At 49.6% G+C, this 23,282-nt stretch carries 11 protein-coding genes; 9 read left to right on the top strand and 2 right to left on the bottom strand.

The features are described from left to right. The first annotated feature begins 29 nt into the window (after positions 1 to 29). Positions 30 to 1,847 (top strand): oligoendopeptidase F, encoded by a 1,818-nt coding sequence (gene pepF / locus NGM66_RS02165; RefSeq protein ID WP_208909347.1) that lies wholly within the window; start codon positions 30 to 32, stop codon positions 1,845 to 1,847. 226 nt (positions 1,848 to 2,073) lie between these two features. Continuing rightward, a complete protein-coding gene (locus NGM66_RS02160) occupies positions 2,074 to 3,648 on the top strand; it encodes an ATP-binding cassette domain-containing protein (protein WP_208909348.1) in 1,575 nt (524 codons plus the stop codon). 73 nt (positions 3,649 to 3,721) lie between these two features. Here the strand turns inward: NGM66_RS02160 and NGM66_RS02155 are convergent, their stop codons facing one another. Continuing rightward, on the bottom strand, positions 3,722 to 4,582 hold the full coding sequence (locus NGM66_RS02155) for a DegV family protein (RefSeq protein ID WP_208909349.1): 861 nt from the start codon (positions 4,580 to 4,582) through the stop codon (positions 3,722 to 3,724). A 380-nt stretch (positions 4,583 to 4,962) separates the two neighbouring features. After that, the gene (locus NGM66_RS02150) at positions 4,963 to 5,613 is read right to left on the bottom strand and encodes a DsbA family protein (RefSeq protein ID WP_208909350.1); all 651 of its coding nucleotides are present in this window, start codon (positions 5,611 to 5,613) and stop codon (positions 4,963 to 4,965) included. Positions 5,614 to 5,937: 324 nt separating this feature from the next. Here NGM66_RS02150 and yjbM point away from each other — a divergent pair, with 324 nt between their 5' ends. The 7 genes from yjbM (at position 5,938) to asp1 (ending at position 23,269) form a co-directional block, all read left to right on the top strand. Beyond that, positions 5,938 to 6,594 carry a GTP diphosphokinase gene (gene yjbM / locus NGM66_RS02145; RefSeq protein ID WP_208909351.1) on the top strand — a complete coding sequence of 219 codons (657 nt, stop codon included), beginning with the start codon at positions 5,938 to 5,940 and terminating at the stop codon, positions 6,592 to 6,594. 1 nt (position 6,595) lies between these two features. After that, positions 6,596 to 7,396 (top strand): NAD kinase, encoded by an 801-nt coding sequence (locus NGM66_RS02140; RefSeq protein ID WP_208909352.1) that lies wholly within the window; start codon positions 6,596 to 6,598, stop codon positions 7,394 to 7,396. Continuing rightward, entirely contained in the window at positions 7,396 to 8,295 is a 900-nt protein-coding gene (locus NGM66_RS02135) for an RluA family pseudouridine synthase (protein ID WP_209280020.1), read from the top strand. The genes NGM66_RS02140 and NGM66_RS02135 overlap by 1 nt, the downstream gene beginning before the upstream one ends. Before the next feature lie 849 nt (positions 8,296 to 9,144). Next, positions 9,145 to 19,383 carry a KxYKxGKxW signal peptide domain-containing protein gene (locus tag NGM66_RS02130; protein ID WP_308706654.1) on the top strand — a complete coding sequence of 3,413 codons (10,239 nt, stop codon included), beginning with the start codon at positions 9,145 to 9,147 and terminating at the stop codon, positions 19,381 to 19,383. A gap of 479 nt (positions 19,384 to 19,862) precedes the next feature. Then, positions 19,863 to 21,503 (top strand): YyaL domain-containing protein, encoded by a 1,641-nt coding sequence (locus NGM66_RS02125; protein ID WP_208909355.1) that lies wholly within the window; start codon positions 19,863 to 19,865, stop codon positions 21,501 to 21,503. A gap of 14 nt (positions 21,504 to 21,517) precedes the next feature. After that, entirely contained in the window at positions 21,518 to 21,721 is a 204-nt protein-coding gene (locus NGM66_RS02120) for a hypothetical protein (protein WP_208909356.1), read from the top strand. Positions 21,722 to 21,751: 30 nt separating this feature from the next. Beyond that, positions 21,752 to 23,269, top strand: coding sequence for an accessory Sec system glycosyltransferase Asp1 (gene asp1, locus NGM66_RS02115; RefSeq protein ID WP_208909357.1), 1,518 nt, complete (start codon positions 21,752 to 21,754; stop codon positions 23,267 to 23,269). Positions 23,270 to 23,282: the final 13 nt, after the last annotated feature.

The following is a 23,282-nucleotide window of genomic DNA, read 5'->3' as shown; positions in this document are numbered from 1 at the left end:
AAAATATTGCTATGCAATGTTAAAGGAGGATGAGAAATTTGAAACAAATTCCAAAACGCTCAGCCGTACCGACGGCTTTGACCTGGGACCTAACCCCAATTTTCCCCGATGACGCGGCTTTTGCCACGGCACTGACGACTGTTAAGGCGCAAGCCGACCAAGTGGCACAGATGAAGGGGCAGTTAGCCAAGAGTGGCGCGGACCTTTACCAAGTGACGACGGCTTACCTAGACTTGAACCGGCAGCTCGAACGGCTGTACGTGTATGCCTCCCTGAAGAATGATCAGGATACGGGCGACGCCGACGCGCAGGCCTTGATGGGCCAGGCCGAAAATCTGGTGGCGACGGTCAGTGCCGCGGTCTCCTGGTTTGAACCTGAAGTCCTGGCATTAGACGCGGACGCCCTGCAAAAGCTGATCGATTCGGAGCCAAAATTGGCGGCCTATCAACATCTCTTTGATGTCTTGGGCAAGCAACGGGCACACACGTTGTCGGCGACTGAAGAAAAGCTCTTGGCGGGAGCCAGCGACATTTTTGCGGCCTCTTCCAAGACCTATAGCGTGCTCAGCGATGCCGACTTGAAGTTCCCGGTCGTCCAAGACGAAGCGGGTAACGATGTCCGCTTGTCAGAGGGCCTTTACGGCGTCTTGTTGGAGTCCACGACCCCAGCCGTACGTGAACAGGCGTTTAAGGCGCTTTATAGCGTTTATCAGCAGTTCCGGCATACCTTTGCTTCAACGCTGGCTAGCGAGGTCAAGACGCACAATTTCAACGCTCAGGTGCGACACTATGCCAGTGCCAGAGATGCGGCGATGAGTGCCAATAACGTGCCAGCAGTGGTGTATGACACCCTGGTTCAAACGGTCAATGACCACCTGGACTCGTTGCACCAATACGTCAACTTGCGTAAGGAAATTCTGGGGCTACCCGAATTGCACATGTACGACCTGTACACGCCGATCACCGGGGAGCCTAGCCTGCGCTACACCTATGAGGAAGCCCAACAAGAGGCATTAAAGGCCTTGAACGTGTTAGGCCCCGATTACGTGGCCAACGTCCAGAAGATGTTTGACGGTCGCGCCATCGACGTGGTGGAAAATGAAGGGAAGCGAACCGGTGCCTATTCTGGGGGGATGTATGATACCAAGCCATACATCCTGTTGAACTGGCAAGACAGTTTGGAAGGCCTGTTCACGCTGGTCCACGAAATGGGTCACAGCATGCACAGCCACTATACCCGGACGAATCAACCGTACCAGTACGGCGATTACTCCATTTTCGTGGCGGAAATTGCCTCGACGACGAACGAAAACCTCTTGACGGATTATCTGTTGAAGACGCAGACTGATCCACAGGTACGGGCATATGTCTTGAACCATTATCTGGACGGCTTCAAGGGCACGGTCTACCGGCAAACACAATTCGCTGAATTCGAAGACTACATTCACCAACAAGCAGCGGGTGGGCAAACGTTGACCGCAGACTTCATGAGCAAGTTCTACGGTAACCTGAACCACCGCTACTATGGCGATGGGGTCATCTCGGATCCACAGATTGCGGATGAATGGACGCGAATCCCGCATTTCTATTACAACTACTACGTCTATCAGTACGCCACCGGGTTTGCGGCGGCCACCACGCTGTCGCAACGCATCTTGAGCGGTGACGCCGCCAAGCGTGATGCGTACCTGAACTACCTGAAGTCAGGAAGCTCAGCCTTGCCACTGGACGTCATGAAGCGCGCGGGCGTGGACATGACCCAACCAGATTACCTCCAGACGGCGTTCAAGACGTTTGATGAACGGCTGGCCGAATTTAGTCAGTTGGCCCACGAGCTGAAAAAATAGGTGTCACTAAGTACTAACGAAATTGCGGACCGTTTTGTGACCCGCTGTGAGGAAGCTTAAGGATTTCTTACGAAAAAGACCGCGACTGGCTAAATATTTGCTTCATAAAAAGCGTTAGTTATCTTACCGAAAGGCTGATAACTAACGCCTTTCTATTGGAAAAAATGGGGAATTGCTGATAATTAAAGACATTATGATAGGGTAGTGTAGCGAAGGGGGCTCGCTAATGAAACTAGCCAATAAGAAGTTAGTCATACTAGCTATTTTTACAGCAGTATTGGCTGGACTAGCAACGCCGTTTAATGCAGCGATGTATTCATTTATCTTCAAGATTATTGAAACTAAACATCTGAATTGGATCGTTCCGTTTGTCGTTGTGATTATCTTGGGATTTGTTGTGTTTAGTATCGCCACATATTTCAATACAGTAGTCATCAATAAAAATGTGGTGGTTATTAATCAACGTCTCAAGGCATGCTTATTACAAGGACTGTTACTACGTCGTACAGTAAATGATAAAAATTTTGTCACTCAGAATCTCTCATTTTTCATGAATGACTTGAAACTACTTGAAGACAATTATATCCGTCAGTTATTTTCTTTAATCAGTGTTGCGGTAACTTGTGTCGTGACATTAGCCTATTCTCTGGCCAATAGTGTGTCATTAACACTGATCTTCGTTATCTTCATGGCATTTCCAACGGTGATTCCCAGACTCTTTCGTCAGCGCATCACGCAGCGTACGGCCAACTGGTCCCAGCAAAACGGACGTTGGTCTAGTATTTTGAAGGATGCCTTGAAAGGCGCATTGGCGATTCGCCAGTACCGTGCGGGTAAGGGCATGGCGCACAAAACAACGACGGCCATTAATCAAGTTGAGCACGCCAACGCGGAAATGAAAAATGAGATAGCTCTGTCCAATGCGGTGGTGGATGCAATTTTTTACGTCTGTACATTGATTCCAATTGGTATTGGAATATATCTAACGATTTTGGGTCATGTTAGTTTGTCCGAATTTGTAGCGATTCAGTATTCATCAAATTGGATTATTAATAGTGCCAACCAGGTAGTCAATAGTTTTAATACGCTTAACAGCACAGTACAGATTCGACAACGAATCCACGAAACTTTAAAACCAATGGATGCAGTTACCCCGGCAGAAAGTTCGTTTGACAAGTTAGTATTACGTGATGTGAGTTTTAGTCGAGGAGAGACGCCAGTATTGATGGCGATTAATTTACAGGTTTCTCGAGGGGAAAATATTTTGATTCAAGGTGAGTCAGGAAGTGGAAAGACGACACTACTTCGCCTGATTGATGGGGCGTTGACACCGACCAGTGGTCAAATTGTCATCAATGACCAGCGAGTTAGTCATTTTGGCGGTATGAGTACCGTTAACCAGACGCCAATTGTCTTCAACGATACGCTACGGTTTAATTTGACTCTGGGGATGTCCTTCCCGGATGATGTCATTCGTCAAGCCTGTCAGGAAGCAGGACTGGCGTCAGTAATCAATCGAGATGGTTTAGACTATCAGATTGGTGATGAGGGTGAGAACCTATCTGGTGGGCAGATCAAGCGACTAGAGATTGCACGGGCTATTCTATTTGACCGTGGACTGATCCTCATTGATGAGGGGACGGCTTCACTGGATGAGCAGACTTCTATTGCGATTCATAAAACAATCCTGCGTTTACAGAAAACAATTGTAGAAGTTGATCACCATATTCCGCCCGAAGTATTGCCATTATTCGATCGAGTATATACGCTCCATGATGGACGGCTGATAGCCAATCATTGAAACCGAAATAATGAAAAGACTGTGCGTCATCTCCGTAACGGGAAATGACACACAGCCTTTTTTAGGTTCTAACTTAGTAAGATTGCCAATCACGTTGCCACAGCAGGCCCATGGTCTTCTCACCGGTGTGGACGCTGATAGCGGGGCCAAGTTGACTCTGGACCACGCGGATTTCGGGAAATTGGTCCGTCAAATCTGCTGCCCAGTCGTCGGCGAGTTCGGCGTTGTTGGCGTTGATGACGGTGACCAGCAGGGGATAGTCGACCTGGGCCAACGTGGCTTGGAGCTTGTCGGTCATGTAGTGGAAAGCCTTCTTCATGGTCCGTTCTTTGCCAATGGCGATGATCTTGCCTTCGTCATTGAAGGTAAGCAGCGGTTTGATGTTCAGTAGGTTGCCAATGATGGCTGACCGATTACTCAAGCGACCGGTCCGGGCCAGGTGACTAAGGTTGTCCACGGCAAAGTAAACTTCCATGGTATCGCGCAGGTCCTCCAGTTGGGGGACGATGTCGGCCGCGGAATTGCCGTTGGCGACCAATTGGCCGGCCAGCAAGCACAGGTTGGCCTCGCCCGCACTGGCGACTAATGAGTCGACCGGGTAGATCTTAGCCTTAGTGTAGGTGCGGCAGAACATCTTCAGGTTGCTCATGAACGAGGTGATGCCGCTGGACAGGTGAATCGAAATGATCTCATCATAACCTTCGCCAGCCAGACGGTCGTACGCTTCCTCAATCTGGCCCAAAGAGACCTGAGCCGTAGTCGGCAGCTCCTGGTCGGTTTTGAGGTAGTCGTAAAATGTTTTTAGGCTTAAGTTGGACTCAGCATACTGCTGGTCGCCCAGAATCACGGTGATGGGCAGAACCACGATGTGAAATTGCTTGATCTGTTCAGGGGTGAGATAAGAGGCGGTGTCCGTAACAATAGCTGTTCGCATAAATTTTCCCTTCAGTTCAACAAAATAGTTGGGTTCATCATACCATATCAGCCGCAAATCTGGTAGTGAAAGTCCTGATATTTCAAGAACGAAAGGGTAAAACTTTGGGTTCCCAAAAGGTGGGGAATTCATGCCCAATAAAAAAACGAGTTTGGGACAAAATGTCCAAGCTCGTTGGTATCTCTGAACATATATTGCTGAAACCTGGGCCAAAAGGCAGCTGGTTCCGCTTAAAACTGATAAGCAAACAATCCAAACCCAGGATTATTCGCTTATCAGCCTTAATGCTCGCCAGCTAATCACCTTTTGTCCCACTCTCGTGACATGATCTCGGTAATTTGGTGACTGAATTAACGTGACGTAAAACGATTCAGCAGGGCTTATAGTACATGAAGATTAGACTGATTGTTCGCCAGCATTAATGAGGTCGCCTGTTCATTAGTTTGATAATTAGGTTCAGCCATTAACATTTCTTTCGTGGCCACACCTTGGCTCTCACAGACGTCACACAGGGATTCGTAGGTCACGTCGTTTAAGAGTAAGCCGCAATCGGAGACGTCACAGTTGAAGATGACGGCGGAAGAGGATTGTTCGATCTTCATTTCCGCGGCCAACTTTTGGTCCGTTTGGAAGGCTTGTTTCGCCAAGTCTGATTGGCAGTCTTCCGTGAACATGTCGAGGTCTAGACGGCACTTTTGCGCCATTTCTAGCGTCAGTTTCTCTGAGAAGCTCTGGTGCTGGCTGACGACGGCGTCCTGCATGTTGAGCAGGAATTTCCGCCCCTTGCGCTTACCTTGGAACAGGGCCGCCTTGTAGGCCAAGATGGCCTGGTAGGTGACGTTGAACCGGGCATTGCGCTCCGCCAAGGTCGGCCGGGGCGCCAGGGATTGCGCGATAATTTGTTGGTTCAGCAACGGCACAAATTGAAATGACACCTTGCTATTCAGATGATCGGCCAACCGCATGATATTTTGCTCAGAGCGCATACAGCGCGCGCCGAGAGGGTTGACGAACAAATAGACTTCTAACACATTGCTTCCTCCTATATCTGTCTTAGTTGGCAATCAGCAAGGGTCGCCGAACAAAAAGTAACAATACCACTACATTACCAAATTTTCAAAAAATAGCAATTGGAACGTTTGTTTGAGGTGAAGACCGTTCATTTAAAACGCAACCTTATCATGCAACATTTTTCCGCTGAGGTAAAGCTAAACGCCTCGCAAAAGTTCGGGAGCGCCCCAACGGTCTGATAGTGAAGAAATTAACAAGTTAATGAGGTAATTACTCTCAGTTGCCAGAAAAATATGGTAAAATCGAAAGATGAGCACTGTAATCAAGGTTGGGGGATAGTCATTATGGTAACGAACTGGGATCAATTTTTATTGCCCTATCAGCAAGCCGTTAGTGAGCTAAAGGTGAAGCTGCGCGGCATCAGAAAGCAATTTGAAAATCAAAATGAACGTCCACCCATTGAATTCGTCACCGGGCGGGTCAAGCCGGTACCCAGTATCAAGGAAAAGATGACGCGGCGCCACGTGGCCGAAGACCGGCTGGAACAAGACATGCAAGACATTGCCGGGTTACGGATCATGTGTCAATTCGTTGAGGACATTTACCAAGTCGTCGACCTTCTGCGGCAACGCACCGACCTGACGATTCTGGAAGAACGGGATTACATTCACAATGAAAAGCCGAGTGGTTATCGATCTTATCATATTGTTATCGAGTATCCCGTTCAGCTAGTCTCCGGCGAAAAGAAAATTTTAGCGGAGATTCAGGTGCGGACACTGGCCATGAATTTCTGGGCCACCATTGAACATTCATTAAATTACAAATACCAGGGCGCCTTCCCCGAAGCACTGAGCGATCGGCTGCAGCGGGCGGCAGAGGCGGCTTTTAAACTGGACACGGAAATGTCCGAGATTCGTGAAGAAATTCAAGAGGCTCAGCAGTATTCGCCAAAGAGTGATGGTGATACGCACGCGACACCTCATCAAAATAAGGAAGAATAACATGAAGGTTGCCATTTTTAGTAATAATGGACCGGCGTCACAGAAGGTGGCTACGGCGCTACATCAGGGCCTGCTGACTGCCGGGGTGACGCTCGACAGTCTGAATCCAGACGTGGTCGTCACGGTGGGCGGTGACGGGACGCTGCTCTCGGCGTTTCACCACTACAATGACCGGCTGGACAAGGTCCGTTTCGTCGGGATCCATACGGGCCATCTCGGCTTTTATACCGACTGGCGAGACTTTGAGGTCCAAGAACTCGTGGACAGTTTGGCAAAAGATAATGGTCAAAGCGTCAGCTACCCGTTGCTGTCGATTCAGGTCGACTACGCGGATGGTACCCACCCGGATCAGGCATTGGCTTTGAACGAATCCACCATCAAGAAGGTCTCCGGGACCATGGTGGCCGACGTCTACATCAAGGGCGAACTCTTTGAAAGTTTTCGGGGGGATGGCCTGTGTATTTCAACGCCGACCGGCTCAACGGCTTACAACAAGTCCGTGGGTGGGGCGGTCTTGAATCCACGGTTCAACGCGGTCCAAATGGCAGAAATCGCGTCGATCAACAACCTGGTCTTTCGGACGCTGGGTTCGCCGCTGATTATTCCGGCTGACGAGTGGATTCGCATTGAACCCACTGATCCCACGGACAATGTCTTGATGTGTGATCAGCTGGGCATCGAAGGGCGGCCTATCAAGGCCATCTCTTACCGAATTGCTCGGCAACGGATCGCCTTTGCAGAATACCGTCACACCCACTTCTGGCAGCGGGTCGAGGCGTCCTTTATTGGGCGGGAGAAATGATGACGCACTTTGCCTGGCGTGTGACGGGAGATAGTCCCATACACGTGCGAACGGTGCTGATGGCCCATGGGGTCACCCGCACCTTTTTAAAACAAGTGAAATTTCACGGTGGGGTCATCACCCTGGACGGCCAAGAAGTCCGGGTGATTGCGATGGCTCAACCCGGTCAGGTCGTGGGGCTACAATTGCCACCAGAGCCGACGAATCCCAACGTGGTCGCCTCATTTAAGCCCCTGGAGATTCTTTACGAAGATCCCCATTTCCTGGTGGTCAATAAGCCCGCGGGGATGGCGTCGGTGCCGTCACACCTCTATCCAGATGATACACTGGCGAATCGGGTCAAGGGGCACTTGATCACGATTCAAGCGCCCAGCACGGTGACCCACATTGTCACACGATTAGACCGCGAGACCAGTGGGGCCGTCCTGTTTGCCAAACACCACTTTGCTCACTCCATTTTGGATAAGCAACTGAAGGATGGCCAACTGGATAAACGCTACATTGCGCTGGCAGAAGGTCAGGTGACCCCAACCCATCAGCTGATCGATGCCCCGATTGGGCGTGAACCAGGGTCGTTCATCAAACGCACGGTTAGAGACGATGGTCGCGCCGCTCAGACAGAACTGTGGGTGCGGGGGCAAACGCACGCCGCAACGCTATTAGCCATAAAATTGCATACTGGCCGAACGCATCAGATCCGGGTACATTGCCGGTGGATCGGCCATCCCTTGATTGGTGATTGGTTGTATGGCAAACAAACTAATCCGTGGATTCATCGCCAGGCCTTGCACTGCGCGCGGTTGCGCTTCTTTCAGCCATTCTTGGATGAATGGGTGACTTGCTACGCGCCACTGCCGCAAGATATGGCCGCTGTGATTGAACATGAGATAATTAACTAAATAATCAATGCTTAGGCCCGCTAACTTCCAAGTTGGCGGGCCTTTTTGCTAGTCTGAGCGAACCAACACTTTCAGGTTTATACGTCGCTCAGATGTTGATGGTGAGGGATGGGAGTCGTGAAAGTGCTTATTGAAAACTGATACGCGTGCGTCTACCCGGTCGGAAACAGGCCGAACCTTAAAAATAAATAGCGGGTTAAGTAGTTAAATTGACGAAATAAGTGATGTTACACTTCGTAAGTTATGTGAGTAAACATCGGTGAATCTTAAAATTAGCTAAACTACTTTCTTGATTTTTTGACCTATATATGGCCAGAAAACAACGCGTGAAGTTGGCAGAACTAGACAGAAATTTTAATCAAATTGTAATGATTTGGTGATGGTAACAAGACGAGATAATTGCGACACATAATAGTATGCCTGTCCAGATGGACGAATTGAAAATAAAATATTAAAATCTCATGGCCAACAAGTCCTGATATAAAAGCGTTCCTAAACTGATGCAAGCAGGCAAATAGTGATTGCCATCATTTTTAGTGAATGGGGGTTGTCAGTGAAATTAAAATGACAATCATATGTGAATCAGTTAACATTAGAGCCGAATAAATTTAGTTTCTGTCCATACCGGTCATAAATTTATCTTTAAAACAGTGCGCATGTTTAATCTGTGATAGAATAACCATTGTTAGAGAACTGGTTTATAGGGGATGCTCTTTTACTAAGAAAATATGTATAGGCCGCTCTAAGTAAAATTACTAATTGTTTAGTCAATTTAATCGGTTTGGGAGTCGTGATTGTTAATCAACTATCACAGATATTACTTAAGGAGGACGATTAAAAGTGAAATTCATGCGGAATAAAGCTTTTAATGGTGACCCTAAATTGCGATACAAAATGTACAAGGTAGGGAAGACTTGGGTTTTCGCTGCATTGGCATCCTTCTCGCTTTTAGGTGCTGGCACGTTATCTGCTCATGCGGATACGACTAATCAAGTAGATACGACAACCAGCAGTACCACCACAACGTCGTCTGCGGCTAGTGCAATCGGATCTAGCGCAGACTCACAGGTTTTAGAAAGTTCAACCAGTAGTGCTTCAAGTGTCGGCTCGTCTAGTGCGAGTGTCGCCAGTTCATCGGCGGCCAGCTCCAGTGCTAGTAGTTCGGCGAGTACCGCAACCACTACTAATAAGGTAGTCGCTGAATCTACTTCAGTTTCGGGCACTAGCAGTTCAGCTGCCTCATCATCAACTAGTACCAGCAGCACCAGTGCCACGGTAACCAGTGCAGCAGCGACGAGTGCCAGCAATGTTACGTCGACGACTGATGCAGCGCGTGTGGCTGCCAGTGCGGCCGCAACCATTTCAACTGATACAACGCTGACTTCTAATGTAACGAAGACAGTTACCAAGGTGGCGACCACCAAGAAGACAATCGTGACGCCAGCCGCTACGAGCGCATCGTTAACGACGTCTTCCAACAGCGCAGCGTCTTCAACGGCGTCCGTCATTGATAGTTCAGCTGCCAGCGCGGCCACGAGTTCTGCGACTGCGGCATCATCTTACGCAACCGCTGCATCGAGCTATGCAAGTCTAGTGGATACACTGGATACGCAGACGGCAAACAGTGCGGCGCAAAGTACCTATTCAGCCGCTGTGACTGCTGCAGATTTAGCGGTCCACTACAATAGCCTGGCTAACATGTACTTAGACGCAATGGATACCACAAGTGGTAGCGGAGTAACGTCTCTGGCACAAAAATACGGGGAAGCTTCCACGGCAGCGATGTCATATGTTGCCGCAACCTCTAAGTATGCTGATCAAACGTCGAGTGCCGCAACTGCTGCGAGATCGGCTGCGGCTGCTGGATTGGCAGACCTAGTAAGTAGCGTGAATAGCGCCACGTTCTCGGCCGCAACTTCAGCCAGCAACGCAGCGTCATCCGCCTCTGCGGCCGCAAGTAGCGCTTATAACGCAACGCAGTATGACACGAACAATACCGAAGCGGTTGCTGCTTACTCAACGGCGAACAGTGCGGCTGGCGACGCGGCAGATGCTTCGACGTTGGCTAACACGTTAGCGAGCGCTGCGCAAGCACAGTACGTGTTGGCTAGCACGGCTGCCACAAACTATGATTACGAAACAGCCAGCACGGCTCTGGTAGCGGCGACGAAATTAGCGAGTCAAAGTGCGGATGCCTATGACGCCGCTAGCACCGCACAATCTACCGCAGAATCAGCAGCGACGAAAGCGACGGCGATTGCAGTAGAAGATTCTGCCACTAAGGCGTCTTCAAGTGCACTGGTTGCTGCGGGGTATGCCAGTGCGGCGAGCTCAATGGCCGTTGAAGCGGGAACCTACAAAGGGGATCAGGCCTCTGCCTACGCAACCAACGCATCGTCATTTGCCAATCAAGTGAATTCATCGGCAACCTTAGCTAGTTCTGCAGCGGCAGCAGCTACTGCAGCAACTAGCGCCGCCGATGCCGCTTCACTAGCGCGTGTTGCCAGTTCAGCAGCGTCTGAAGCAGCAATCTCCTTGCAAGGGGCCTCAAGTGCCGCTTCGCTAGCCGCTGCTTATGACACGGATGCGGAGAATGTGCCAGCAAACACTGATGAAGATACAGGTGAGATGGCGGCAACGACCACAACCATTACATCATCAACAACTGCTGTGACGGTTGATGGTGGTGTGACATTGACGAATACCATGGACTTAGGGTCATATGCAACAAGTTCAATCCTAGGAACGAGTTATCATTCGTACAACTCGCTTACTGAAGGAACCTATACGTGGTACGTCTCAACTGATGCCAAAACGTGGACTGTAGCGTCATCAGCCTCGTCTACTTCGCAGACTGGAACGTATTTACCAACGTACAGTGCAGCAGGGACTTACTATTACTACTTGAACGTAAGTGGTACCAAGAAGGCCAGCTGGGGAATCACATCTAGTCATTCAGCGACCTTCTCGACAAACTCTAATGTCATCACTGTCGTTGTTTCAGATGAAAAGGGTAACTACACGAACCAAGCCGCTGATGCCGCCAATGCAGCAAATTCGGCGGCAGCGCTAGCATCATCCATGGCAAGTAGCGCAACCTCGGCTTATACCGAATTGGGCGCGACGACTGACTTGAACGCTTCCGTGACGATTAAGTCGTACGCTTCATCAGCAGCCAAACAAACAGCAGATACGTCGTCATACGCTGCCTTAGCTTCACAAGCAGCCAGTGCGGCAAATGCTGCCAGCACGTTAGCGGCCTCAAATGAAGCGGGTCATGACTATGAAGCGGCTTCTGCAAATGCGTCAGCAGCAATCGTTGCCCAGAAAGAGGCTAATTCGTACGCGTTGCAAGCGAGTTCAGCAGCGACGTTGGCTTCATCATACGTTGCGCTGACCTACAATGCGGCGCAAACCCAATCCTCAGCAGCGGCTTACTTGGCATCAAGTTACGCTGCGGCCGCTTCTTCAGCCGCTAGTACAGCTGTCGTTCAAGCTGAGATTGCGAATTCAAATGCGGCGGATGCAGCGAATGCGTTTGCTTCAGATCCAACCTACCAAGACGCTGCTTCGGCGGCTAATGCGGCTGCGATTACGGCTAACTCAGCGGCATCAGAGAATGCCAGTTTAGCAGTTTCAACGGCTGATTTAGCTGCTTCATATGCAGACGATGGCGATTTAAACAATGCTTCGCAGGCGGCAGCCGATGCGGCAACTTATCTTAGCTGGGCAACTGAAGCAGCAAGTTCCGCGGCAAGTTCCGCTAGCTTGGCAACAAAAATTATTGTTGATGGTCAGTCATCTGCCGTGAGTGTGACTGCCGCTTCGACAGCAGCGATTGATTCAGCTGCTGCTTCCACTGCACAGGCAGCAAGTTCGGTTGCAAATTCATTGGTTTCAGCAATAAAGACCAACACTAGTTTGGGTAGTTCATATACTGCTGCAGCAGCGAGTTACGCTCAGGATGCACAGTACGCTGCTGCGACAGCTGATGCTGCGACGTCTGACGCCAATAGCTATATGGCATTGGCATCTGCTGCTGTGGCCGCTGGAAACTTTGCCACGGCGAGTGAATATTCAACGGCAGCTGATGATGAGCTTGCAACCGCTGCTGAGATGGCGGTGAACGCCACGACAGCAGCAACGGCTGCTAGTGAGGCAGCTAGTTATGCAATTCAATACTCAAATGATATTAGTACCGGATATTCTTCTCCAACCGGTGATGCTTGGGTATTGTGGGGCATTACAATGACGAATGGCTTCACGCAACAGCCAACGGCTTTGACTTCAACAATGTCAGGTGATACGGTCACGCTCACCGCAACAGCTAAGACAGGGCTAGTAGCGATAAACGTTTCCAATTCGGCAACATGGTATGCGCAAGTCAATGGCTCTTGGATGAAGGTTGGTACGGCTGCCTCTTCAGGAACGTTGACAGACACTGATGGCACAACAATTGGGACTTACAAAATTGTCAATAATACGAATTGGCTGAGTGGAGCAGCAACTTCATCAAGCACGTTGCAATTCACGACCAGTTCTGATTTTACAGGGACAATTGTCTTTCAATCCCGGAACCAATTTATTGGGACCAACGTGTTCGCATATTCCAGTAACTTGGCCGAAGTTGACGTTTATAGTAATGAAATTCCAGCAACTGGGATCTCGATTACTGGCGATGATTACATTTTGAATAATTCCTCAACGGCAAATAGTGGCTCTTATAAAGCGACGACAAATCCAGGAAATGCTACGGGTAACATCGTTTGGTCAATCAGTGATTCCAGCATCGCAACAATTGATCAAGATGGGACCGTGACGCCAGTAAATTCCAGTTCGACCGGAACGGTTGTTGTTACGGCAACTATCACCAACTCTGATGGAACGACCTATTCTGCTTCTAAGACGGTGACCATCGGAAGTGGGTTAGTTGATCAAACAGTTAGTGCAGGGGACTCTCTAACCTGGATACCAGCAACAAACTCAACAGGTTCGGGTTCAACTAGTGTGTCCTATCAGTGGTATTATTCATCAGTTGCCGGTACTCAGGGGACTGCTATTGATGGACAAACAAGTGCAAACTTGCAGTTAGATAATGTTACGGCAGCACAAGCGGGTTATTATACGTTAGTTGTCAAGAGTGGGACGGCTTCAGTATCTCTTGGTCAAGGCTATTTAACGGTTAATGCCACGCAAACAGCCGGAGCATCGTCATCAGCTAGTCTGGCAACAGATGCTGCTAGCACGGCGTCAGATTACGCTAGCGTCGCAAACGACTATAGCGATGTGGCTTCGCAATATGCAAGTAAGGGATCAGATGCAAGTTCGTATGCTGGACAGGCATCGACTGCAGCATCAACAGCTACTTCAGCAGCCTCCGCTGCACAATCGGCTGCCGATGCCGCTAACTCAGCATATGCTGCAGCTTCTTCGGCTGAAGCGGGAGCAGATAACTCAGCGGCGCAAAGCTATGCAAGCCAGGCATCACAAGCAGCTTCTGCAGCACAAGAGGCGAAGGATCAGGCTTCCAGTGCCGCTGCCGACGCAAAGTCATATGCTAACATGGCGATTTTAGCTGATACTGATTCTGATAGCGACAGTGATAGTGAGTCTGATTCAGACAGTGATTCGGACTCCGACAGTGATTCAGATTCGGATAGCGACTCAGACTCGGACAGCGACTCAGATTCCGACAGTGATTCCGATTCAGATAGTGATTCTGATTCAGACAGTGATTCCGACTCCGATAGTGATTCTGATTCCGACAGTGATTCGGACACCGATAGTGATTCCGATTCGGACAGTGATTCTGACTCAGATAGCGACTCGGATTCAGATAGCGATTCAGATTCTGACAGCGACTCGGATTCAGATAGCGACTCCGACTCGGACAGTGACAGTGATTCGGATAGTGACTCAGACTCGGACAGTGATTCCGACTCAGATAGCGATTCCGACTCGGACAGTGATTCCGACTCCGATAGTGACTCAGATTCGGATAGCGACTCAGATTCTGACAGCGACTCAGATTCTGACAGCGACTCAGATTCTGACAGCGATTCCGATTCCGATAGTGACTCCGATTCAGATAGCGACTCAGATTCCGATAGTGACTCAGACTCGGACAGTGATTCGGACTCAGATAGTGATTCGGACTCCGACAGTGACTCCGACTCGGACAGTGATTCTGATTCCGACAGTGATTCGGACTCGGACAGCGACTCAGACTCGGACAGTGATTCGGACTCAGATAGTGATTCGGACTCGGACAGCGACTCGGACTCAGATAGTGATTCGGATTCCGATAGTGACTCTGATTCAGATAGCGACTCCGACTCAGACAGTGATTCCGATTCAGATAGCGATTCCGATTCAGATAGCGACTCGGACTCAGATAGTGATTCTGATTCCGATAGTGACTCTGATTCAGATAGCGACTCCGACTCAGACAGTGATTCGGACACTGATAGCGATTCTGACTCAGACAGCGACTCCGATTCCGACAGTGACTCAGATTCCGATAGTGACTCAGACTCGGACAGCGACTCGGATTCCGATAGTGACTCAGACTCGGATAGTGACTCCGATTCCGACAGCGACTCGGACTCAGATAGTGATTCGGACACCGATAGCGATTCAGACTCAGACAGCGACTCGGATTCCGATAGTGACTCCGACTCAGATAGCGATTCCGATTCCGACAGTGATTCGGACTCAGATAGTGATTCGGACTCAGATAGTGATTCAGATTCCGACAGTGATAGCGATTCCGATTCCGATAGTGATTCAGATTCCGATAGTGACTCAGACTCGGATAGCGATTCAGACACGGATAGTGATTCCGATTCCGACAGTGACTCAGATTCTGACAGCGATTCCGATTCCGATAGTGACTCAGATTCTGACAGCGACTCAGATTCCGACAGTGATTCCGATTCTGATAGTGATTCGGACTCCGACAGTGATTCGGACTCCGACAGTGACTCAGATTCAGATAGCGATTCCGACACCGACAGTGACTCGGACTCAGACAGTGACTCCGACTCAGATAGCGATTCTGATAGCGACTCCGACTCGGATAGTGACTCAGATTCCGACAGTGATTCAGATTCTGATAGCGACTCCGATTCCGACAGTGATTCGGACTCAGATAGTGATTCTGATTCCGATAGTGATTCGGACACCGACAGTGACTCAGATAGTGATTCTGATTCCGATAGTGATTCGGACACCGACAGTGACTCTGATTCTGATAGCGACTCTGACTCGGACAGCGACTCAGACTCCGACAGTGATTCCGATTCCGATAGTGATTCCGACTCGGACAGTGATTCGGACTCAGATAGTGACTCTGATTCGGATAGCGATTCCGATTCGGACAGCGATTCAGATTCCGATAGTGATTCAGACTCAGACAGCGACTCAGATTCAGACAGTGATTCGGACTCTGATTCGGATAGCGACTCAGACTCCGACAGCGACTCAGATTCAGACAGTGACTCAGATTCAGACACCGACAGTGATTCCGACTCAGACAGTGACTCCGATTCGGATAGCGACTCTGATTCTGACAGCGACTCCGACTCGGACAGTGATTCAGATTCCGACAGTGATTCCGACTCGGATAGCGACTCCGACTCCGACTCGGACAGTGATTCAGATTCCGACAGTGATTCAGACTCGGACAGTGACTCCGACTCAGATAGTGATTCAGACTCCGACAGCGACTCTGATTCTGACAGTGACTCAGACTCGGATAGTGATTCTGATTCCGACAGTGATTCGGACTCGGACAGTGATTCGGACTCAGATAGCGATTCTGACTCCGACAGCGACTCCGATTCCGACAGCGACTCAGATTCAGATAGTGATTCCGATTCAGATAGCGATTCAGACTCAGACAGTGATTCGGACACCGATAGCGACTCGGACTCAGATAGCGATTCCGATTCTGACAGTGACTCAGATTCTGATAGCGATTCCGATTCAGATAGCGATTCCGATTCTGACAGCGATTCAGACTCAGACAGTGATTCGGACACTGATAGCGACTCGGACTCAGACAGCGACTCAGATAGCGATTCCGATTCTGACAGCGATTCAGACTCAGACAGTGATTCGGACACCGATAGCGACTCGGACTCAGACAGCGACTCAGATAGCGATTCCGATTCTGACAGTGACTCAGATTCTGATAGCGATTCCGATTCCGACAGTGATTCAGACTCAGACAGTGATTCGGACACCGATAGCGACTCGGACTCAGACAGCGACTCAGATAGCGATTCCGATTCTGACAGTGACTCAGATTCCGATAGCGATTCCGATTCTGATAGTGATTCGGACTCCGACAGCGACTCGGATTCTGACAGCGATTCCGACTCGGACAGTGACTCCGATTCTGACAGTGATTCGGACTCAGATAGCGACTCAGACTCCGACAGTGATTCAGACTCAGATAGTGATTCGGACTCAGATAGCGACTCAGATTCCGACAGTGATTCGGACTCCGACAGTGACTCAGATTCAGATAGCGATTCAGATTCTGATAGCGACTCAGACTCCGACAGTGATTCCGATTCCGATAGTGATTCCGACTCGGACAGTGATTCGGACTCAGATAGTGACTCTGATTCGGATAGCGATTCCGATTCGGACAGCGATTCAGATTCCGATAGTGATTCAGACTCAGACAGCGACTCAGATTCAGACAGTGATTCGGACTCTGATTCGGATAGCGACTCAGACTCAGACAGCGACTCAGATTCAGACAGTGACTCAGATTCAGACACCGACAGTGATTCCGACTCCGACAGTGACTCCGATTCGGATAGCGACTCTGATTCTGACAGCGACTCCGACAGTGATTCCGATTCGGATAGCGACTCCGACTCCGACTCAGACAGCGACTCCGATTCTGATAGCGATTCCGATAGTGATTCTGATTCGGATAGCGACTCTGATTCTGACAGCGACTCCGACTCGGACAGTGATTCTGATTCCGACAGTGATTCTGACTCGGACAGTGACTCCGACTCAGATAGTGATTCCGACTCCGACAGTGACTCTGATTCTGACAGCGACGCTGACTCTGACAGCGATTCGGATTCAGACAGTGATTCCGACTCAGATAGTGATTCCGACTCCGACAGCGACTCTGATTCTGACAGCGATTCAGACTCGGACAGTGACTCAGATTCTGACAGCGATTCAGACTCGGACAGTGACTCTGATTCGGATAGCGACTCTGACTCTGACAGCGATTCGGATTCAGACAGTGATTCGGATTCGGATAACGACTCAGATTCAGATAGTGACTCCGATTCCGACAGCGATTCGGACTCGGATAGCGACACCGACTCCGACAGTGACTCTGATTCTGACAGCGACTCGGATAGCGATTCCGATAGTGATTCTGATTCCGATAGCGACAGCGATTCAGACAGCGATTCGGACTCCGATAGCGATTCGGACTCGGACAGCGACTCAGATTCGGATAGTGACTCCGACTCCGACAGCGACTCCGATTCTGATAGCGATTCCGATAGCGATTCGGATTCGGATAGTGACTCCGATTCAGACAGTGATTCCGATTCAGATAGCGACTCGGATTCCGATAGTGACTCCGACTCCGACAGTGATTCCGATTCGGACAGCGACTCCGACTCAGATAGCGATTCCGATTCCGATAGTGATTCAGACTCGGACAGCGACTCGGACTCAGATAGTGATTCAGACACGGACAGTGACTCAGACTCAGATAGCGATTCAGACACGGACAGTGACTCAGACTCAGATAGCGATTCAGACAGCGACAGTGACTCAGATTCGGACAGTGATTCCGATTCAGATAGTGACTCAGACGCCGACAGTGACTCCGATTCAGATAGCGACTCTGATTCCGACAGTGATTCGGATTCAGATAGCGACTCGGACAGCGATAGCGACTCTGATTCTGACAGTGATTCGGATTCCGATAGCGACTCAGACTCCGACAGTGATTCGGATTCAGATAGTGACTCAGACTCCGACAGTGATTCCGACTCCGACAGCGACTCCGATTCTGACAGCGACTCGGATTCCGATAGTGACTCAGACTCGGATAGTGATTCAGATTCGGACAGTGATTCCGATTCAGATAGTGACTCAGACGCCGACAGTGACTCCGATTCCGATAGCGACTCTGATTCCGACAGTGATTCGGATTCAGATAGCGACTCAGACGCCGACAGCGACTCCGATTCTGACAGTGATTCGGATTCCGATAGTGATTCGGATTCAGATAGTGACTCCGATTCCGATAGCGATTCGGACGCCGACAGTGATTCCGATTCTGATAGTGATTCAGACTCAGATAGTGACTCCGATTCCGATAGCGATTCGGACACCGACAGTGACACCGATTCCGACAGCGATTCGGACACCGACAGTGACACCGATTCCGACAGCGACTCAGACACCGACAGTGGCTCCGACTCAGATAATGGTTCAGGTTCTGACGGAGATTCTGAAACTGGAGATAATGGTGACACTGGCAACACTGGCAATGGATCAGGCACTGGTTCAGGATCTGGTTCCGGTACTGGTTCCGGTTCCGGTTCCGGTTCCGGTTCAGGATCAAACACTGGCTCGGGTTCTGGTTCCGGGGCGAACACTGGCTCAGGTACAGGTACCGGCTCAAATGTTAATTCTGGTATCACAACTGGCACGGCAGCGGCAACTGGTACGCGTACAGCGCCTGCAACAGCAAGCACGTTGGCATACACGCCAAATGCGACTACTGGCGAACCAACTGTTGACTTAGCAGCTGATTCTGGGACACCAACTGAGAGTGATGTATCCGGGAACGGCGATAAGAATACTAGCGACAAGAACGCTAGTGACAAGTCTTCTAGCAAAGAGACTCCTCACAATGGATCGGCGGCCGATTCAGGAAATGATGGCATCTCGAATACAGCTAATGACAAGTCACAAGACAGTTCTCATGCGACTCTCTGGGGAGCAATCGTTGCTGCGATTGCCGCAGTTAGTGGCGGCTCATGGTGGTTCTTCGGTAAGCGACGGAAGAATGACGATGAGTACAAATAAAGTGTTCAAGTAAGAATAGAAGTTAGCAAATCAGAAAAGTCTACTGACTGAAAAAGTCGGTAGGCTTTTTTGCTTGGACTAATCCTCACATAAAATAAAAAGTGTGGTATTTTAAGGAAAAATGAAGGGAAATACCGGTATGATTAAATTGCGTGATCTCAGTGGAGGTTAGTTAGCAAAGTTCATAATCTTACGTCGCTAATTCGTCCGCAATATCGGTGAAAAGTCGTGTATTGTCGGCGTTATAGTCAACGCGTCGATAACCAAAAAGCAAACAAACCCACTTCTGGAAAGTTTTCAGAAAAAAGGTCTAAAAACGATAGTACGTACGGTGAATTTATGCTATTATAAACATGTGCAAAGATTAAACCAAATTAAAAAGAATGACGCAAGATGTCTTGCATTTTAACCGAAAGTATGAGTCGACGACGTAATACTTTTTAAGTGAAAAATGCCGTGAATGGGGGCTGTCATCGAGAATGAAAAAATCAGTCATTAAACAATTGAAAACGGGTATCCTGGACTTGGGTCGTACTGAAGATTGGGTTACGGGGGCAACAACTTTAGCCGTCTCTATTTCCAACCATACCAAACGTGCGACCGTGAACTTTATCCAGGCCATGACGTTTCGCCAGGCTTGGGATCAAGTTGCGGACGAGTTAGCTAGCGTGGCAGGGGATGCTTGGGTGCGAATCGAAGTGGTTCAGTCGATTCAGAAAAGGACTCTGGCCAGCGTTGAAGCGGAATTGCGTAATATGGATCGCATGAATTATTGGCGTCGAGGGATTAGTTTTGACCCTAAATTTAAAACAGCTCTATTAGAGATGGAACTCAATGGTCATGCATTCATTAAACCTGGAGAGGGCCACCGCATCGGGAAAAATAAGTCGGCTTCTTGGCTTGATTTTGACCACATCACAACCTACTTGCGGCATCGGGAAGGACAGGATTCGCTTGACCTGGCTGCCGCTAAAGATGTCTGGGTGTTCACGACCACCGGGATTTTTACCGATGGTGATCAAATCTGGCGGCTGAATGATACCGAGTCACCGGAAAAGGGCATTCGCCAACTGGTTAATTTTAAATCGGAGTTCCAGAATTACTTGGGACTCGGCGAACAATTTCTGGCGCGTCAGATCAAGGCCAACGGGCAATTTGTTTACGGGTACTATCCGGCCCGTCAGCGTGTGTTGAGCAACTATAACAGTGTGCGCCACTTCTCATCAATCTATGCTTTACTGGAGGCCATCGACTTTACCGGGCGCAAGGAAGATTTGGCTCAGGTGAAGCAGGCGATTCAATGGGGACTCGAGGAACGGACGCAGACGGTGGCTGATGCCTTGTTCGTCGTTGAACGGCCCAAGAAGGGCACTCCCGAATTGAAGCTGGGGGCCCAGGCCATGCTGATTTTGGCACTGTGCAAGTACCAAGAAGTCACGCATGACGAGACCTTTGCGGCAGCGGCCATGCAAGCCTTTCGGGGCGTCGTGGCGTTTCAACAGGCGTCGGGTCGTTTCAATCACGTGCTCAACCCAGATTTGACCGTCAAAGATGCCTTTCGCATCATCTACTATGAAGGCGAGATTACCTTTGCGTTGGCGCGGCTGTACGAAATGACACACGAGCAAGCCGTGTTAGCCATGGTACAAACATCATTGGACTTCATGATTGCCAACGACTATGGCAAATACCATGATCACTGGATCTCATACGCCGTGAATGAAGCGCTCCAGTTTACACCAGATAATCGCGAATTGATGCGGTTGGGCTTAAAGAATGTGTTCAGCCATCTAGACTTTATTGAACAGCGTGATACGGCTTACCCAACGCTCTTAGAGTTACTGGACGCCGCCGTGAAGATGACGGATATCATCAGGGAGACCGGCAATGATGACCTGATGAACGACGATGATGTGATTCGCTTGCGCCGCGTTTGGCGGCAACGTGCGGAACACGAGCTAGCTACCGGGGCATTTCAACCGGAGTTGGCCATGTACTTTTACGCACCATCTAAATTTGTCGGTGGCTTCTTTGCACGGCATGATCATTTTCGAACACGAATTGATGACTGTGAGCACTTCTTATCCGGCCTGATCAATTACTACAATTACGCGTACTAAAGGGGGCAAATAGTGTGATAGCGTTGACCACGATTTTTGCTTATAAGAAAGTCCAGTTTTTCATTCGGATGTCGATTTACGTTGTCGTGGGTGGGTTGGCCTTATTTGTTCGTTGGCGTAATCGCAAGAAGACCCGCAAGCGCATGGATGACCGGACAAAAGAAATGATGAAACGAACTAAAAAAAATAAAGATGGTAAGTATCCTTGGGAGGAATAACTTCCAGCCGTTCAAGATAGGAGTGGCAATATGTTTTATTTTATTAACGAATATATCTTACAAAAGAATTCCAGCGTGGAGCACACGGCTATGAACCGGGTCAAGCTGTTTAATCATTACAAGCGACCGGCAAAGATCGTGACCAAGACCTATGACCGCTTGCTTCACCAGACGATTGGTAAATTTGAATTGACCGATAATGAAATCGTTAACATGTTTGATTTCTTTCAAGAAGCAGAGGCGGTTCAACCGACGCGCGTGATGCACACGGATGATTTGCATCTGCCACTAGAATCGGAAGTAACGGTCGGGGCCAACTACAGCCAGGTCTTTGATGGGGACGTGCGTACCAGCAAGGTCGGGTTTATTCCCGGGACGATTGGCCGCGTCTTTTATCAAGAATTTGTCGATGCGCAGGAGAACCTGATTGAAACGAACCTGTGGGATTGGCGGGGATTCAAGTCCGCAACCCAGTACTTTGGCCAAAACGGCAAGCTGATTCTCCAGCGGTTCTACACACCGACGGGAAAAACGGCGTTGGAAGAATTTTTCGTTCCGGATACGAACGGCAACCCGTTGGCCTCACGGATTATCCTGAAGGACTATCAGGGGAAGGGCGACCGGTTCTTTCAAAATACTGACGACTTATTTATCTTCTTCTTGACCGAGCTCAGCAATCAGGATACGGCAGTGACGACCTTTATTGCTGATCGTCCAGGAACTGGGGTCAAACCGTTACTGGCGCTAAACGATAATTCACGGAAATATGTGTACATTCCCATCAATCACGCCGTGGATCCGAATGATCCTATCCATGGCAAGGTGGATGGTTTCCTCGAGCCAGCATTTGCGCACTTTAATCATTTCGATGGGTTCATTACCGCCACTGAACAACAAGCGGAACATCTTCGGCAACGATACGCGCAGGCCAAGTTTACGGCGATTTCCGCAGTTGCGACGCTGCCGAAAGCCAAGGAGGATGCTGTGAGTCCCAACCAAGCGACTCGGCGGCCACACAGTCTCCTGTACGTTGGTCGGCTTGCGGCGGATAAGCAGATTGAGCAGCTCTTGCGGATGTTTGCGTTGGTCAAGGATCAAGTGCCAGATGCGACGTTTGATCTGTTTGGTTACGGCAGTCCAGCGTACATGAAAGCGATGGCAGACGTGGTATCAGAGCTCAATCTCGCGACCAGCGTGACCTTCAAGGATTATGATCCACAGGTCTTACAACAGTACGACCATTATCAAGTGCTCGTGAACATGTCCTTTGCCGATGGCGCGCCGTTGGCAATGCAAGAGGCCATGGCCCATGGGCTACCGGTGGTCAGTTATCCGTTTAATTACGGTGCGAAACAATTTGTGCAAGATGGGGTGACGGGGTACTTGGTCGACCGCGGCAACGCGTTAGCCATGGCGGACCGCGTCAGAACGTTATTTACAGATGATGATCAGCTGGCCAAGATGAGTCAGGCGGCTTACGAAGAGGCCCATCAGAGTTGGACCCGGCGGAAAGTTTGGAACCGGTGGCAACGGCTATTGGAGGCCTAGAAGGGGGAGCAGC

Origin of the sequence: Levilactobacillus yiduensis, assembly GCF_024718525.1 — a bacterium.
GTDB classification, from domain to species: domain Bacteria; phylum Bacillota; class Bacilli; order Lactobacillales; family Lactobacillaceae; genus Levilactobacillus; species Levilactobacillus yiduensis.
This window is presented reverse-complemented; position numbering and strand designations above follow the sequence as displayed.